Raw genomic sequence first — 15,374 nt, 5'->3', positions numbered from 1 at the left:
CATGAACTGTGTCGGGACGAGAAGGCCCCCCATCGGGACAGGAACTCGGCCCCGAGGATCACCCAGGATAGCGCGATCCGTCCTCCGTATCCTGCGGGCAGAATACTTGAGAACCCGCAAAGGCCGGACCCCGGTCCGGATCAGGATTCCGGCTCGCCCCAGACCTCCGGCGCGCGGCCCGTGATCGACCGCACCAGGGCCTCGCGCGCGGCCCGGGAGGCGGCGAGGCGCGCGCGGGCCGCGGCGAGCACCGGCGGCGCCGCCGTGTCCGGCGTGCCGGCGTCGAAGGGCGGGGCGGGGGCGTATTCGAGGCCGAGCTGGATCGCTTCCGCCTCCTCCTGACCGACGAGTTCGGCGGCCAGCGCCAGGGCGAAGTCGATCCCCGCCGTGACGCCGCCGCCGGTGACGAGGTTGCCGTCCCGCACCACGCGCTCGGCCACGGGCGTCGCGCCGAAGGCCGCGAGCAGGTCGAGGGAGGCCCAGTGGGTAGTGGCGCGCCGGCCCCGAAGGAGACCGGCCGCGCCCAGCACCAGGGCGCCGGTGCAGACGGAGGTGACGAAGCGGGCGGTTTTCGCCCGTTCGCGCACGAAGGCCAGCACGACCGGATCGGTCATCAGGGCGTTCACCCCGACCCCGCCGGGGACGCACAGCACGTCGAGGACCGGGCACGCGGCCATGGTCACCGTGGGGGCGAGCACGAGGCCGGTGGCGCTCCGGATCGGGTCGAGGCCGGCGGCGACGAGATGCACCGTCGCCCCCGGGATCATCGCGAACACCTCGTAGGGCGCGGTGAGATCGAGCTGCTGCACGTTCGGGAAGGCGAGGAGGCCGATGTGGAGGCTCATGTGAGGACCCTGGTTCTGGGGTGCGTGATTCGCGGGGCGCCCCGGCTCACGGACACGCACCATCATATCCGGACCGAAACGACCGGGCGCCCGCTTTTCTCGCTTCCTCGCAGGCCCCGCCCGGGCCCGTTCGGAATTTGACATTCGGGGCCGCATCATCGACACCGCCGGCCTTCGCGGCATCGACCGGAATCGCCGGGCGCGTGCCAGTCTGGAGCCGCATGCCCGCCTTTCCGGCCCGTCCTCCCGCATGACCGACCGCGCCTTCGCGTCTCGCCCGGGCCGTCGCGACCTGTTCGCGTGGCCGCAGGCGATCCTCGACGCCGCGGCGCTGAGCCATGGCCGGGCCTGTGCCCTCCTCGTGGCGCTCTGCCTCGTCTGCTTCCTGCCGGGGCTCGCCTCGCTCCAGCCCATGGACCGGGACGAGCCGCGCTTCGCCCAGGCCTCCAAGCAGATGCTGGAGACCGGCGACCTCGTCGACATCCGCTTCCAGGGCGAGGCGCGCCACAAGAAGCCCGTGGGGATCTACTGGGCCCAGGCCGCCTTCGTCGGGGCCGGCGAGGCCCTCGGCATCCCGAACGCCCGCACCACCATCGCGCTCTATCGCCTGCCCTCGCTGCTCGGCGCCATCGGGGCGGTGCTCCTCGCCTACTGGTCGGCCCTGGCCTTCCTGCCCCGGCGGAGCGCGCTGCTCGCCGCCGCCCTGTTCGCCGCCTGCGTGGTGCTCTCCGCCGAAGCGCGCCTCGCCAAGACCGACGCGCTGCTCTGCGCCTGCGCCATGGCGACCTTCGGGTCCCTGGCGCGGGCCTGGCTCGGCCGGGCCGACGGATCGGCCGGCCGGACCCTCGGCACCGCCACCGTCCTGACCTTCTGGCTCGGCCTCGCCGTGGGCATCCTGGTGAAGGGCCCGATGGTGCCCCTGTTCTGCGGGCTGCCCGCCCTGGCGCTGTCGCTCCACGCCCGCTCCGGCCGGTGGCTGCAGGCGCTGCGGCCCGGCCTCGGCCTGCCGCTCACGCTCCTCATCGTGGCGCCCTGGTTCGTCGCCATCACCTGGAAGAGCGGCGGCGCCTTCTACGGCGAGGCCGTCGGCCACGACATGATGAGCAAGGTCCAGGGCGGCTCCGAGAAGCATTGGGCGCCACCGGGCGCCTACCTGTTCGCGGTGTTCGGCACCTTCTGGCCCGGCGCGGCCTTCGCGGCGCTCGGCGCGCCCTTCGCCTGGGCGAACCGGCGCGAAGCGGGAATCGCCTTCCTCCTCGCCTGGATCGTGCCGACCTGGCTCCTGTTCGAGATCGTGCCGACGAAGCTGCCGCACTACGTGCTTCCCCTGTTCCCGGCCCTCGCGATCCTCACCGTGCTCGCCCTGACGCGCGGCGCCCTCGACCCCGAACGCCGGGGGGCGCGGCTCACGGCCGGCCTCGTGGTGCTGATCCCGGTGGGCCTGACCCTGGGGCTCTCGGCCTTCGCCTGGACCTACGACCGGACGTTGCCCTGGGCCGGGCTGCCGCTGCTCCTGGCCGCCTGCGCCGTGGCGGTCCTCGCCTGGCGCGCCTTCGCCCGGGGGGCGGCGGAGCGGGCCCTGTGCCTCGGCATCCTCGCCTCGGCCCTGCTCTCGCCGGCGGTGTTCGGTCTGACCCAGCCGGTGATGGCCGCCCTCAAGGTCTCGCCCCGCCTCGCCGCCCTGCGCGACCGCGTGCCCTGCGCGGCGCCGAAGGTGGCGAGCCTCGGCTACCGCGAGCCGAGCTTCGTCTTCCTCATCGGGACGGATCTGGCGATGATGGACACGGCCGCCGAGGCCGCCGCCTTCCTCCGGGGCGAGGGCTGCCGCCTGCTCTACGTCGAGGGCCGCTTCGCCCCGGCCTTCGCCGAGGCCGCCGCGGGCGTCGGGTTCGTGCCGGCCCCGGTCGGCACCGTCTCGGGCTTCAACATCAACGGCGGACGAAGGGTCGACCTCACGGCCTACGCCCACGCCCCCGAACCGACGCCCTGAACCCCCGGGAATCCCCCATGCGTCTCTCCGTGATCGTGCCGGTGAAGGACGAGGTCGGCAACATCGCGAGCCTCGTCGCCGAGATCGGCGCGGCCTGCGCGTCCCTGGCGCCGTTCGAGGTGATCTACGTGGACGACGGCTCCACCGACGGCACCGCCGCGGCCCTCGACCTCGCCCGCCGCGACCGGCCCTGGCTCCGGGTGCTGCGCCACGACCGCACGGCCGGCAAGTCCGCCGGGGTGCAGACCGGCATCGCCGCCGCCCGCGGGGCGATCTGCGCCCTCCTCGACGGCGACGGCCAGAACGATCCGGCCTACCTGCCGACCCTGCTGGCGGCCCTCGAGGAGGGCGGCCCGCGCGTCGGCCTCGCCCAGGGGCAGCGCGTCGGGCGCAAGGACGGCCGGTTGAAGACCCTCCAGTCGCGCATCGCCAACGGGGTGCGGGTGCGCATCCTCAAGGATGCCACCCGCGACACCGGCTGCGGCTACAAGCTCGTGCGCCGCGAGGTCTATGCCCGCCTGCCGTATTTCGACGGGCTGCACCGCTTCATGCCGGCGCTGGTGGCCCGCGAGGGCTACGCTGTGGTCCACCGCGACGTGATCGACCGCCCGCGCTTCACCGGGGCCTCGAAATACGGCCTGTTCGACCGGCTCTGGGTCGGCCTCCTCGATCTCGCCGGGGTGTGGTGGCTGATCCGCCGCAAGCGGGTCACGCCTTCGGTCACCGACGTCACGGGACCCTGACCCCATGCTGATCCAGCTCGCCGCGGATATCCGCGGCTACGTCTACGACGTCTTCGTGGTGCGCTTCGACGGGTGGCTCGTCTTCGGCATCCTCGCCCAGGCGGTGTTCGGCGCCCGCTTCGTGGTGCAGTGGCTCGCCTCCGAGCGGGCGGGGCGCAGCGTGATCCCCCTGGCGTTCTGGTTCCTCTCCATCGCGGGCGGCCTGATGACCCTGGTCTACGGCCTCGTGCGGCGCGAACCCGTGATCATCTTCGGGCAGGCGCTGTCGACCTTCATCTACCTGCGCAACGTCGTCCTCATCCTGCGCGAGCGGCGCGCCCGATGACGGCCTTCGCGCCCCTGCCGGCGTTCTACGACGACCTCGACGCCAGCTTTCTCGAACTCTGGCGCCTCCTGCACGAGGGGCCAGCCTTGCGCCGCAACGCCTTCCACATGCCGGCCCTCGCCACCGTCGACGCCGGCGGGCACCCCCAGGTGCGGACCGTGGTCCTGCGCGAAGCCGATCCCGCTGCGGGAACGCTCCGGTTCCACTGCGACCGCCGCTCGGCCAAGGCCGGCGAGATCGCCGCCACCGGCCGGGCCGCCCTGCACGGCTACGACACCGCCTCGAAGATCCAGATCCGGGTCTCGGGGCCGGCCCGCCTCCACACGGACGACGCCGTGGCCGAGGCCGCCTGGGCCGCCTCGCGGGTCATGAGCCGGACCTGCTACGGGATCGCTCCGGCCCCCGGCACGGCGCTGCCCGCGGGCGACGCCTACACCCAGCCCGAGGACGGCGCCGACCTGGACCTCGCGCGCCCGAATTTCTGCGCCGTGGTGGTGACGGCGACCCGCCTCGACTTCCTGTTCCTCGACCGGCGCGGGCACCGCCGGGCGGGGTGGGAACGCGGGGCGGCGGGGTGGACGGGCGCCTGGCTGGCGCCGTGACGCCGCCCCTTGTTCCGGGGGCGCTCCCCACGCGCCAGCGCCCCGCCGCCGGTTCGGCGCGGGGGACGGCCTGAGGAAACGGGAGACGCGGGACGCCRCGAGACCCTGTTTTTGTAAGTTTAGCCGGTCTCCCGGCGTCCCCCGGCCCGGCCCCTTTCGGGACCGATCCGTTTCGTCACGGCGTCTTCTCGGCCTCGGCGACTCGGCTAGTAGCGGCCCACCTCCGCGCGACGCGACGTCCCTTACGGGAACGCCGGTGCGGCAGCCGACTGATCAGGGTCAAGCCCCGAGCCCGTGCTCCAGGGTCCCGGTTCCTCGCCTCAACACGGCTCCTCCCCGTCCAGAACACCTTGCGTCGCCGATGCGGCCCGGGGCGATGGCGAGACCGGGCCAYCGACGCGGGGCGCCGTCTCCTCCCCCGAGCCCCCCGACCCGGTTCGCCGGGGGGCCTCCCGCGTGGGAGGCGAGTGCCCGGACTGAACCACGAAATAGGAATATTGTCAAGAAATTTCGGTGCTCGAGTGGCTCCGGGCCGAACATAGCCCTCTCCCGCGGAGGCTGCCGGATTCACACCTCTCGCGGGCGGCACGGGTCCCCACACCTTCCAGGAGAGGGACAGGGTGAGGTGTACGACCTTTCCGGAGAGACCTCTCACCTCACCCCAGCCCTCTCCCTTCAGGAGAGGGGGCCTGTTGCGCTTCACGCCGACGCACGGGACCCGCTCGGCGAGCGGCCGAAATCGCCGGCTTCACCGTCGTGTGAATCCCGTAGCCCGCAGAGGGGGGAGGGTTTGTCAGGCCCCGACCAACATCGTTCCGTCGTGGCCGGCGATGCTGACGTCCCGAAGCTCTCCGGCCGGGGTGTCCGGCTCTAGCCGCACTTGGGTAAACCCCTCCGTCCGCCCCATGCCGCCGCGCTCGCTCAGCACCCGGTGGGTGCGCCCGACCTGCGCCGCGAGATGCGCCGCCAGGGCCGTTTCCCCGGCCGCGCGCAACCGCGCGGCGCGCGCGCGGACAACATCCCCCGGCACCGGCGGCATCCGCGCCGCCGGGGTCCCGGGGCGCGGCGAGTACGGGAAGACGTGAAGATGGGTCAGGCCGCATTCGACCACGAGGTCGAGGGAGCGGACGAACTGCGCCTCCGTCTCGGTCGGGAACCCCGCGATGAGGTCGGCCCCGAACACCACCTCCGGCCGCAGGCGGCGTACCTCGGCGCAGAAGCGGATCGCGTCGGCGCGGGTGTGGCGGCGCTTCATCCGCTTGAGGACGAGGTCGTCGCCGGCCTGGAGCGAGAGGTGGAGATGCGGCATCAGCCGCGCCGCGCCGGCGATGGCATCCATGAGGGCGTCGTCGGCCTCGATGGAATCGATGGAGGACAGGCGCAGGCGGGCGAGGTCGGGCACGCCGGACAGGATCGCCTGCGTCAGGCGTCCGAGGCTCGATGTGTCCGAAAGATCGCGGCCGTAGGCGGTGAGATCGACGCCCGTGAGCACCACTTCCCGCCCGCCATGGTCGACGATGCGGCGGACCTGATCGACCACGTCCGCCTGCGCGACGGAGCGCGAGTTGCCGCGCCCGAACGGGATGACGCAGAACGTGCAGCGGTGGTCGCAGCCGTTCTGCACGGGCACGAAGGCGCGGGTCTGCCCCGCGATGGCGGCGATCCGGGTGGGCGCGACCGTGCGCACGGCCATGATGTCGTCCACCGCATTGCGGTCGGGGGGGACGCGGGAAGGCGCCCAGGTCTCCATCCGGCCCTTCGCGTCGTTGCCGACGAGGCGGGCGACCTCCGGCATGGCGGCGTAGAGGGCGGTTTCCACCTGCGCGCCGCAGCCGGTGACGACGATGCGGGCCGCCGGCCGGTCGCGGGCGATCCGGCGGATGGCCTTGCGCGCCTGGCGCCCGGCCTCCTGCGTCACCGCGCAGGTGTTGACGATGACGAGGTCGTCCGCCGCATGGGGGCCGGCATGGCCGCGCATCACCTCCGCCTCGACGGTGTTGAGCCGGCAGCCGAAGGTGAGGGTCTCGACCGCCATTCTAGGCGGCCCCGGCGAACAGGGCGGGATCGAAGGTGCCGTCCCATTCCAGCGCCACGGGGCCGGTCATGAGCACGTGGTCGTCGGCGCGCCACTCGATGACGAGGTCGCCGCCGGGCAGGTGCACGGTGGCGCCCCGGCCGATCATGCGCAGGCGCGCGGCCGCCACCACGGTGGCGCAGGCGGCGGTGCCGCAGGCCAGGGTCAGGCCGGCGCCGCGCTCCCACACCCGCAGGACGATGGTGTCGGGGCCGGTCACCCGGGCGAGCGAGATGTTGGCGCGGTCGGGAAAGACGGGATGGTTCTCCAGCATCGGGCCGATGCGGGCGAGGTCGTAGGTCGCGGGGTCGCGGTCCACGAAGAAGATCGCGTGCGGGTTGCCCATGTTGACCACCGCCGGCGAGTGCAGCACAGGCGCGTCGATGGGGCCGACCTGGAGTTCGATGCGCCGCGTGTCCTGGAACGGTTCGGCGAGCGGGATCTCGTCCCACTTCAGCTTGGGCCGGCCCATGTCGACGGTGAAGGCGCGCTCGGCCATGCGCTTGACGCTCACGAGGCCGCCCCGCGTCTCCAGGGTGAGGCGCCCGCTCTCGGCCGGCCGCGCCATGGCGGGGTCGTCGAGCATGGCGTAGGCGACGCAGCGGGTGCCGTTGCCGCAGGCGCCCGCTTCCGATCCGTCGGTGTTGTAGATGCGCAGGGCCGCGTCGGTGCCGGGGGTGCGCGCGTCGTGGATCACCATGAGCTGGTCGAAGGCGGAGGCCGGGTGCCTCGCGATGGCCCGGACGTCGCCGGCCGCGACCGTGAGGTCCGACCCGCGCAGGTCCAGCACCACGATGGCGTTGCCGGCGCCGTTCATCTTCAGGAACCGTCGATGGGCGAGTGCGCTCATGTCTCTTCGGATGATTGTCTCGGTGGAAGGGCCCGGGCCCCGCATATAGGCGAAAGCCCGGGGCCGCGCACGCGGGGCCGCCGGGGGGCTGCGTTGCAGAAGCGCCGCGCCCGGTCACGTTCGTGCGCGCGGACACGCGATGCGCCTCGCGGGGGGCGGGCTTCGTCACTACGTTGGCGACCACTGCCCCCGGCTTCCCCGGGAGGCCGCCGATCCTCCGGAGCGCCGCCGTGATTCGCTTTCGCCTGACGCTCCTTGCCGGATGCCTCGCGGCCGGCCTCGCCCACGCTCAGGAAGCGGTGCCGCCGGCCGTCGCCACCCCCCTGCCCACCACCACGACGCCCGGCCCGGCCGGCCCGGGCACGCCCGACGTGCCTGTCCCCGCCCAGGCGGGCGCCGCCCCGGCCGCGCCCCCCACGGCCGCGCCGCGAAAGACCCTTGTGGAGACGCCCGGCGACGCCAACGACGTCGATGCGGTGTCCCTGCCGCCCAAACCCGCCGCGATCCTGTCGGGACGCGCCAAATGGGAGGAGGCGGTGCCGAGCCTGAAGGCCGCGTTCCAGCGCATCGAGGCGGATCTCGCCAAGGCCGGCATCACGCCCACGGGCCGGCCCATCGCGGTCTTCGCCAAGACGGACGACGACGGCTTCCAGTACGAGGCGATGATCCCCATCGCGGCGATGCCGGACCCGAAGCCCGCCGAGGCCGACGGCCTGCGGTTCGGAACCACCCCGAGCGGCAAGGCCCTGCGCTTCCCGCACCGGGGTTCCTACGACGAGATCGACGGCACCTACGAGACGCTCACCGCCTACCTCGACGCCAAGGACGTGGTGGTGCAGGACCGCTTCATCGAGGAATACGTCACCGACCTCAACGACAAGGCCGACGAGAAGCTCGACGTGAACATCTACGCGCTGCCGAAGCCGTAGGATTTCGCCGGGGCCGGCGCCCCGCGCGGCGCCTCGGTCGCGCGGCCGCCGTCCAGGTGGATCACCCGATCGGCTGCGTCGAAGTAGCGGTCGTCGTGGCTGATCACCACCAGGGTGCGGCCCTGGCGCTTCAGGGCGGGCAGCAATTCGGCGTAGAACAGACGCCGGAAGGTCGGGTCCTGCTCGGCCGCCCACTCGTCGAGGACGAGGACCGGGCGTCCTTCGAGGGCGGCCTGGATCAGGGCGAGGCGCTTGCGCTGCCCCGCCGACAGGTCCGTGGTCGAGAAGGCGCCGTCGCGGATCGCGACCTTGCGGGCCAGATCGAGGGTCTCGAGAAGTGCCTGGCCCGCCTCCGGGCCGATGGCGGCGGGCATCACCAGATCGTCGAACAGGGTGTAGTCGAAGAACACCGCCGAGAAGTGCTGGCGGTAGGCGTCGCGGGTCTCCGCCGTCACCGGCACGCCATCGAGGCGGAGCGTGCCGGTCTGCGGCGGGTAGAGGCCGAGGATCAGCTTGATCAGGGTGGTCTTGCCCGAGCCGTTCTCGCCGACGATGAACAGGATCTCGCCCCGCCGGATGGTCAGGTCGAGGGGTCCGAGGGTGAAGGCCGGCCCGTCGTCCACAGATGGGAAGGTGTGGCTGACGCCCCGCAATTCGATGGTGTCGATGGCGTCCGCTACGGGCGGGACGGCCGGCGTGAGGAGATCGGGCTCGGCGGCGTCGCTGTCCGCCGAGAACGCGGCGATGCGTCCATAGGCGACCTCGGCGCGGCCGATCTCGGGCAGGCAGGCGAGGATATAGCTCACCGGCGTCTCCACGTAGAGCAGCACCAGCACGAAGCCCGACAGGACGGAACTGTCGATCCCGATGGCGGCCTTGTAGGCGATGATGGCCGCGATGGTGGCGAACAGGGCGAGCTTCTTCGTGAGGAAGGAGAACTCGAACAGCGTCTGCGTTGCCCAGGCGTTGCGCCTCAGATCCTCGATGCAGCCGGCCAGGGCCACGTTGCGCACGCGCAGGCGGCGCACCTTGTTGAGGCGCAACTCCCGGCACCCCTCCGTGAGGGTCTGATAGTGCTTCTGCTGGGTCTCCACGAGGGTCCGGCGCGTTCGGAAATGAACCATCGCCCGGCGGCGCAGGACGGCCTCGCCGTAGCTGCCGAGGCCGAAGCCGACGAGGGTGATCGCGAACAGGGTCGGTGAGAGATAGAGCAGGTAGGCGAGGCAGCCGGTCAGCACGCCGATCTGGATGATCAGGCCCGACAGGAGCCCGATGACCCGCGAGAGGGTGCCGGCGTCCTCGTTCAGGGAGGCGAGGATGCGGTGGCGGCCGAGCCGTTCGATGCGGGAGAGCGGCGCGGTCAGGATCAGGTCCGCGAGATCCCGGTTCAAGGTCGCGTTGATGCGCCCGCCCGCCAGGCTGCTGCCGAGCCCGGAGACGAGGGACCCGCCGACGCCGAGGACGACGAGGCCGAGGAAGATCGCCAGAAAATTCTCCGGCAGGCCGCCCTCGGCGTGGATCGCCGTGTTGACCTGGGCCAGGACCGCCGCTGTCGCCAGCCCGCTCGCCGCGCCGATGACCGAGGAGACCGCGACGAGCGGCCAGAGGGGGCGCAGGAGCCGCACCGCATCCTGTCCGAGCCGCCCCAAACGTGCACGCGCCTCCGCCATCGACATCCTCTCGGACCAGCCGAGGCAGAGGTGCCCCGCCCACGCCTTGTTCGGCCACTCGTCGATGCAGACCGGCGTGTGACCCCGGATCTACGGACCACGGAAGCATCGGGCCGGGCTCATTGCATCCTGGCGTTGCGGTGACAAGGCGCCTGGGGCGATCGGGGAAGGAATACCTTACAGCAGGCCGAGTTGCGCGGGTGCCGGCCCGGCCGGGCCGCCCTCCAGGGCGAGGAGGAAACGCTTGGTCTCGACACCGCCGGCGAAGCCCGTCAGGGCCCCGCTGGCGCCGATCACCCGGTGGCAGGGTACCACGATGGGCAGCGGGTTGGCGCCGTTGGCCGCACCCACGGCGCGGCTCGCGCTCGGGCGCCCGATCCGGCGGGCGAGTTCGCCGTAGGAAATCGTCTCGCCCGGCGGGATTTCCGTGAGGGCCTGCCAGACCGTCAACTGGAACGGCGTTCCGCGCGGCGCCAGTGCGAGGTCGAACCGGGTCAGCCGACCGTCGAAATAGGCCGTGAGCTGCGCCCTCGCTTCGGCGAAGGCCGCGTCGTTCCGGTGCCAGTCCGCGCCCGGCGTCACGGCGCCCTTGCCGCTCGGAAAGCCGATGCAGGCCAACCCGTCATCGGTTCCCCCGAGGAGAAGCGGGCCGATCGGGCTGGCGAGCATCGTGTAGGCTGTCTGGCGCATGGCAGAGCCTACCATGCGCCGATCGGGACGCATCCTCCGCGACCCACGAGACGGACGACGGCCCTACTCCGCCGCCTCGCCGTACGCCTCCACCGGTGGGCACGAGCACACGAGGTTGCGGTCGCCATAGGCGTTGTCGACCCGGTTGATGGGCGGCCAGTACTTGTCCATCCCGAGGCTGCCGGTGGGAAAGCACGCGGCTTCGCGGGAATAGGGCCGCTCCCACGGGCCGATGAGGTCCCGCACCGTGTGGGGGGCGTGCTTGAGGGGGTTGTCGGCCCGGTCGATCCGGCCCTCCTCGATGGCGCGGATCTCCTCGCGGATCGCCAGCATGGCGTCGCAAAAACGGTCGATCTCCCCCTTGGTCTCGGATTCCGTGGGCTCGATCATCAGGGTTCCGGCCACGGGCCAGCTCATGGTCGGCGGGTGGAAGCCGCAATCGATGAGGCGCTTGGCCACGTCCTCGACGGTGACGCCGGCGCTCTTCTGGAACGGGCGCAGGTCGATGATGCATTCGTGCGCCACGCGGCCGTGCGCGCCGGAATAGAGCACCGGGTAGGCGTCGCCGAGCCGGGCGGCGATGTAGTTCGCGTTGAGGATGGCGATGCGGGTGGCCTGCGTCAGGCCGCGCCCGCCCATGAGCAGGCAGTAGCTCCACGAGATCGGCAGGATCGAGGCCGAACCGTAGGGGGCCGCCGACACCGCCCCCTCCCCGCCGGTCTCGGGATGCCCGGGCAGGAACGGCACGAGGTGCGCCTTCACGCCGATGGGACCCATGCCGGGGCCACCGCCGCCATGCGGGATGCAGAAGGTCTTGTGCAGGTTGAGGTGGCTGACGTCGGCGCCGATGTCGCCGGGGCGGGCGAGGCCCACCATGGCGTTGAGGTTGGCCCCGTCGAGGTACACCTGCCCCCCGTGGAAATGCACGATGGCGCAGAGTTCTCGGACGCGCGCCTCGAACACCCCGTGGGTCGACGGATAGGTGATCATGCAGGCCGCGAGCTTGTCGGAGTGCAGCTCGGCCTTGCGGCGGAAATCCTCGACGTCGATGTTGCCCTTGGCGTCCGCGCCGACCACCACGACGCTCATGCCGCACATCTGCGCCGAGGCCGGATTGGTGCCGTGGGCCGAGGACGGGATGAGGCACACGGTGCGGTGCCCCTCCCCCCGCGACAGGTGGTAGGCGCGGATGGCGAGCAGCCCCGCATACTCGCCCTGCGCGCCGGAATTCGGCTGCATCGAGATCGCATCGTAGCCGGTGATGGCGCAGAGTTTTTGCGAGAAATCGCCCAGGAGTTCGTGATACCCGGCCGCCTGATCCGCCGGCACGAAGGGGTGGATCTCGGAAAACTCCGGCCAGGAGATCGGCAGCATCTCGGCGGTGGCATTGAGCTTCATGGTGCAGGAGCCGAGCGGGATCATCGCCCGGTCGAGCGCCAGGTCGCGGTCGCTGAGCCGGCGCATGTAGCGCGTCATCTCGCTCTCGGCCCGGTTCATGTGGAAGATCGGGTGGGTGAGGTATTGGGAGGTGCGGATCGCCCCTTCCGGCAGGCGCGGGGCGGGCCACGCCTCGTCGTAGGCGAGGTGATCGCCGCCGAAGGCGCGCCACACCGCCTGGACGATGTCGGGCCGGGTCCGCTCGTCGACGGTGATGCCGATGCGGTCGTTGCCGACCTTGCGCAGGTTGATCCCGTTGGCCACCGCATTCGCCAGAATCAGGCCCTGGAACGCGCCGACCCGCACGGTGACCGTGTCGAAGAACGTCTCGGATTCCATCGCGAAGCCGAGGCTCTCCAGCCCCTGCGCCACCCGCACGGCGTCGCGATGGACCCGGGCCGCGATGGCCTTCAGGCCGCGCGGGCCGTGGAACACGGCGTACATGCCGGCGATGACCGCGAGCAGCACCTGCGCGGTGCAGATGTTCGAGGTCGCCTTCTCGCGGCGGATGTGCTGCTCGCGGGTCTGGAGGGCGAGGCGATAGGCGCGGTTGCCGCGGGCATCCACCGAGACGCCGACGAGGCGCCCCGGCAGGGTGCGCTTGTGGGCGTCGCGGGTGGCGAGGTAGGCGGCGTGCGGGCCGCCATAGCCCATGGGTACGCCGTAGCGCTGCATCGAGCCCACCGCGATGTCGGCGCCCATCTCGCCGGGGGGCTTCAGGAGCGTGAGCGCGAGGGGGTCGGCGGCCATCACCGCCACGGCGCCGGCCGCGCGCAGGCGCGTGATGATCTCCGAAACGTCGTGGATGGCGCCGCAGACGCCGGGATACTGGAAGACCGCGCCGAACACCGCAGCCGGATCGAGGTCGGTCGCCGGGTCGCCGACCACGATGGTCCAGCCGAGCGGCGCGGCGCGGGTCCTGAGCACCGCGATGGTCTGGGGCAGGCACTCGGCATCGACGAAGAACGCGGTCTGGCCGTTGGTGGCGATGCGGGCGGCCATGCCCATGGCTTCCGCCGCCGCCGTGGCCTCGTCGAGGAGCGACGCGTTGGCGATGTCGAGGCCGGTGAGGTCGCAGACCAGGGTCTGGAAGTTCAGGAGCGCTTCGAGGCGGCCCTGGCTGATCTCCGGCTGGTAGGGCGAGTAGGCCGTGTACCAGGCCGGGTTCTCGAAGATGTTGCGCTGGATCACCGGCGGCATCGTCGTGCCGTGATAGCCCTGCCCGATGAGCGAGACGAGGAGCCGGTTCTTGTCGGCGATGCCGCGCATGTGCTCGAGCACGCGGCGCTCCGTCAGCGACACGCCGAAATCGAGGCGCTCGGCCTGGCGGATGCTGGCCGGCAGGGTCTCGTCCACGAGCGCGTGCAGGGTCTCGGCCCCCACCACGGCGAGCATGGCCTCGATCTCGTGCGTCGTCGGGCCGATGTGGCGGCGGTTGGCGAAATCGTAGGGGTCGTAGCGGTCGTTGGGCATGATGGGCCTCAAGGTGTGAGTGGAGTTCGCGCCCTCGACCCTCTCCCCTCTGCGGGAGAGGGTGCCTGCGGAGCAGGCGGGAGAGGGGCAGCGCGGACCTTTCCGGAAAGGGCGGTGCTCCCCTCTCCCGGCCCGCATTCGCGGTCCACCCTCCCCCGCGGAGGGGGGAGGGTTCTTCGGCCGCCCTATTTCGGGAAGGCCGCGTAGGCGGCCTCGTCCATGAGATCGTCGAGGGCCGACGGGTCGTCGAGGCGGATGCGGTAGAGCCAGCCGGCGCCCTGCGGGTCGCTGCCGACGCTCGACGGATCGGCGACCGCCGCCTCGTTGACCTCCGTGACCTCGCCCGAGACGGGCGCGTAGACGTCGGACGCCGCCTTGACGGATTCCACCACGGCCGCCGCCTCGCCCTTCACGAGGCGGGCGCCGACCTTCGGCAGTTCGATGAAGACGAGGTCGCCGAGCTGCTCGGCCGCATGGGTGGTGATGCCCACCGTGGCGACATCGCCCTCGCGGGCCAGCCATTCGTGCTCGTCGGTGAATCGCAGCATGGGTCACTCCTGGGGACAGGTCGGGAAGTCGGGGATCGGGACGACGCCGAAATTCAGGCGCGCTTGAAGCCGGCGGGAACGAAAGGCAGGCCGTTCACCACCATGGGCAGACGCCGGCCGCGCACCTCGGCGAAGACGCGGGTGCCGGGCCGGGTCAGCGCGGCCGGCAGGTAGCCCATGGCGATGGGGGCCTGCAGGCTCGGCCCGAAGCCGCCGGAGGTGACGTGCCCGATGGCGTCGCCCGCCACCTCTCCGGCGAACAGGGGGGCGCCGGCCCGCACGGGTGCGGCGCCCTCGGTGCGCAGGCCGACGCGCTTGCGCGACGGACCGTCGGCGAGGGCCGCGAGGATGCGCGCCGCACCGGGAAAGCCCCCCTCCCGCGCGCCGCCTCGCCGGCGCACGGCGGGAATGGCCCAACCGAGGCCGGCTTCGACGGGGTCGGTGCCGGCGTCGATGTCCGCCCCGTGCAGGCACAGGCCGGCTTCCAGGCGCAGGGAATCGCGGGCGCCGAGCCCGATGGGCCGGACGGTCTCGTCGGCGAGCAGGGCCTCGGCGAGGGCCTCGGCCCGGTCCTCGGGGATTGAGAGTTCGAACCCGTCCTCGCCGGTGTAGCCTGAGCGGGTGACGAGGGCGGACGTACCGGAGAGATCGACGGTCCGGACATCCATGAACCGCATGGCGGCGACCTCGGGGGCGAGGCGTGCCAGGACAGCCGCCGCCCCCGGCCCCTGCAGGGCGAGGAGGGCGCGGGGCAGCACCGCGATCTCGCAGATGCCGGTGAGATGGGCGCGCAGATACGCCTCGTCGGCGACCTTGTTCGCCGCGTTCACGACGAGGAGGAGGCTGTCACCGCACTGGGCGACCATCAGGTCGTCGCGAATGCCGCCGGATTCGTCGAGCAGGAGGCCGTAGCGCTGGCGGCCGGGACGCAGCCCGAGCACGTCGATGGGCAACAGGGCCTCGAGGGCGTGGGCCACATCCGTGAGACTGCCCGATCGGGGGATGAGCTGGATCTGGCCCATATGCGACACGTCGAACAGCCCGGCGTGGACGCGCGTGTGCAGGTGTTCCTTGAGGAGGCCGTCCGGGTACTGCACCGGCATGGCATAGCCGGCGAACGGCACCATCCGGGCGCCGTGGCGCAGATGCAGGGCGTGGAGCGGTGTGCGAAGGGCGTCGAGCGGCATCGGAATTCCCA

Annotated in this window: 13 protein-coding genes; 5 read left to right on the top strand and 8 right to left on the bottom strand. The window is 72.1% G+C overall.

Features of this window, described 5'->3' with window-relative positions; all coding sequences use genetic code 11:
- Positions 1–140: 140 nt before the first annotated feature.
- Positions 141–845, bottom strand: a complete 705-nt coding sequence (locus ASF27_RS04860; protein ID WP_056358180.1) for a DJ-1/PfpI family protein — start codon at positions 843–845, stop codon at positions 141–143.
- A gap of 250 nt (positions 846–1,095) precedes the next feature.
- Here ASF27_RS04860 and ASF27_RS04855 point away from each other — a divergent pair, with 250 nt between their 5' ends.
- Genes ASF27_RS04855 through ASF27_RS04840 form a run of 4 tightly spaced genes read left to right on the top strand, consistent with a single transcriptional unit; the run spans position 1,096 to position 4,505 of the window.
- A complete protein-coding gene (locus ASF27_RS04855) occupies positions 1,096–2,835 on the top strand; it encodes a glycosyltransferase family 39 protein (RefSeq protein WP_156467451.1) in 1,740 nt (579 codons plus the stop codon).
- A gap of 17 nt (positions 2,836–2,852) precedes the next feature.
- On the top strand, positions 2,853–3,578 hold the full coding sequence (locus tag ASF27_RS04850) for a glycosyltransferase (protein ID WP_056168039.1): 726 nt from the start codon (positions 2,853–2,855) through the stop codon (positions 3,576–3,578).
- A gap of 4 nt (positions 3,579–3,582) precedes the next feature.
- The gene (locus tag ASF27_RS04845) at positions 3,583–3,903 is read left to right on the top strand and encodes a lipid-A-disaccharide synthase N-terminal domain-containing protein (RefSeq protein ID WP_056097410.1); all 321 of its coding nucleotides are present in this window, start codon (positions 3,583–3,585) and stop codon (positions 3,901–3,903) included.
- Positions 3,900–4,505 carry a pyridoxamine 5'-phosphate oxidase family protein gene (locus ASF27_RS04840; protein ID WP_056358177.1) on the top strand — a complete coding sequence of 202 codons (606 nt, stop codon included), beginning with the start codon at positions 3,900–3,902 and terminating at the stop codon, positions 4,503–4,505. Before ASF27_RS04845 ends, ASF27_RS04840 begins: the two co-directional genes overlap by 4 nt.
- A 793-nt stretch (positions 4,506–5,298) precedes the next feature.
- Here the strand turns inward: ASF27_RS04840 and mtaB are convergent.
- Together mtaB and dapF are read right to left on the bottom strand one after the other, a co-directional pair.
- Entirely contained in the window at positions 5,299–6,540 is a 1,242-nt protein-coding gene (gene mtaB / locus ASF27_RS04835) for a tRNA (N(6)-L-threonylcarbamoyladenosine(37)-C(2))-methylthiotransferase MtaB (protein ID WP_056304891.1), read from the bottom strand.
- Between the two features lies 1 nt (position 6,541).
- Complete coding sequence (dapF, locus tag ASF27_RS04830) at positions 6,542–7,429, bottom strand: diaminopimelate epimerase (protein ID WP_056171304.1); 888 nt, start codon at positions 7,427–7,429, stop codon at positions 6,542–6,544.
- A gap of 230 nt (positions 7,430–7,659) precedes the next feature.
- Here dapF and ASF27_RS04825 point away from each other — a divergent pair, with 230 nt between their 5' ends.
- The gene (locus tag ASF27_RS04825) at positions 7,660–8,358 is read left to right on the top strand and encodes a GyrI-like domain-containing protein (RefSeq protein WP_056171306.1); all 699 of its coding nucleotides are present in this window, start codon (positions 7,660–7,662) and stop codon (positions 8,356–8,358) included.
- Here the strand turns inward: ASF27_RS04825 and ASF27_RS04820 are convergent.
- The 5 genes from ASF27_RS04820 to gcvT form a co-directional block, all read right to left on the bottom strand.
- Positions 8,337–10,028, bottom strand: a complete 1,692-nt coding sequence (locus ASF27_RS04820; RefSeq protein WP_056171358.1) for a cyclic peptide export ABC transporter — start codon at positions 10,026–10,028, stop codon at positions 8,337–8,339. The genes ASF27_RS04825 and ASF27_RS04820 overlap by 22 nt on opposite strands.
- Before the next feature lie 177 nt (positions 10,029–10,205).
- Positions 10,206–10,718 (bottom strand): methylated-DNA--[protein]-cysteine S-methyltransferase, encoded by a 513-nt coding sequence (locus tag ASF27_RS04815; protein WP_056358174.1) that lies wholly within the window; start codon positions 10,716–10,718, stop codon positions 10,206–10,208.
- Between the two features lie 63 nt (positions 10,719–10,781).
- Positions 10,782–13,628: an aminomethyl-transferring glycine dehydrogenase gene (gene gcvP / locus ASF27_RS04810; RefSeq protein WP_056358171.1), complete on the bottom strand. Its 2,847-nt coding sequence runs from the start codon at positions 13,626–13,628 to the stop codon at positions 10,782–10,784.
- 185 nt (positions 13,629–13,813) lie between these two features.
- A complete protein-coding gene (gcvH, locus tag ASF27_RS04805) occupies positions 13,814–14,176 on the bottom strand; it encodes a glycine cleavage system protein GcvH (RefSeq protein ID WP_056358167.1) in 363 nt (120 codons plus the stop codon).
- A 53-nt stretch (positions 14,177–14,229) separates the two neighbouring features.
- Positions 14,230–15,363 (bottom strand): glycine cleavage system aminomethyltransferase GcvT, encoded by a 1,134-nt coding sequence (gene gcvT / locus ASF27_RS04800; protein ID WP_056358164.1) that lies wholly within the window; start codon positions 15,361–15,363, stop codon positions 14,230–14,232.
- Between the last annotated feature and the right edge of the window lie 11 nt (positions 15,364–15,374).

The sequence above is a fragment of the Methylobacterium sp. Leaf102 genome, assembly GCF_001422425.1.
Lineage (GTDB): Bacteria > Pseudomonadota > Alphaproteobacteria > Rhizobiales > Beijerinckiaceae > Methylobacterium.
The sequence above is the reverse complement of the archived record's forward strand: the minus strand, read 5'-3'. Positions and strand labels throughout refer to the sequence as shown.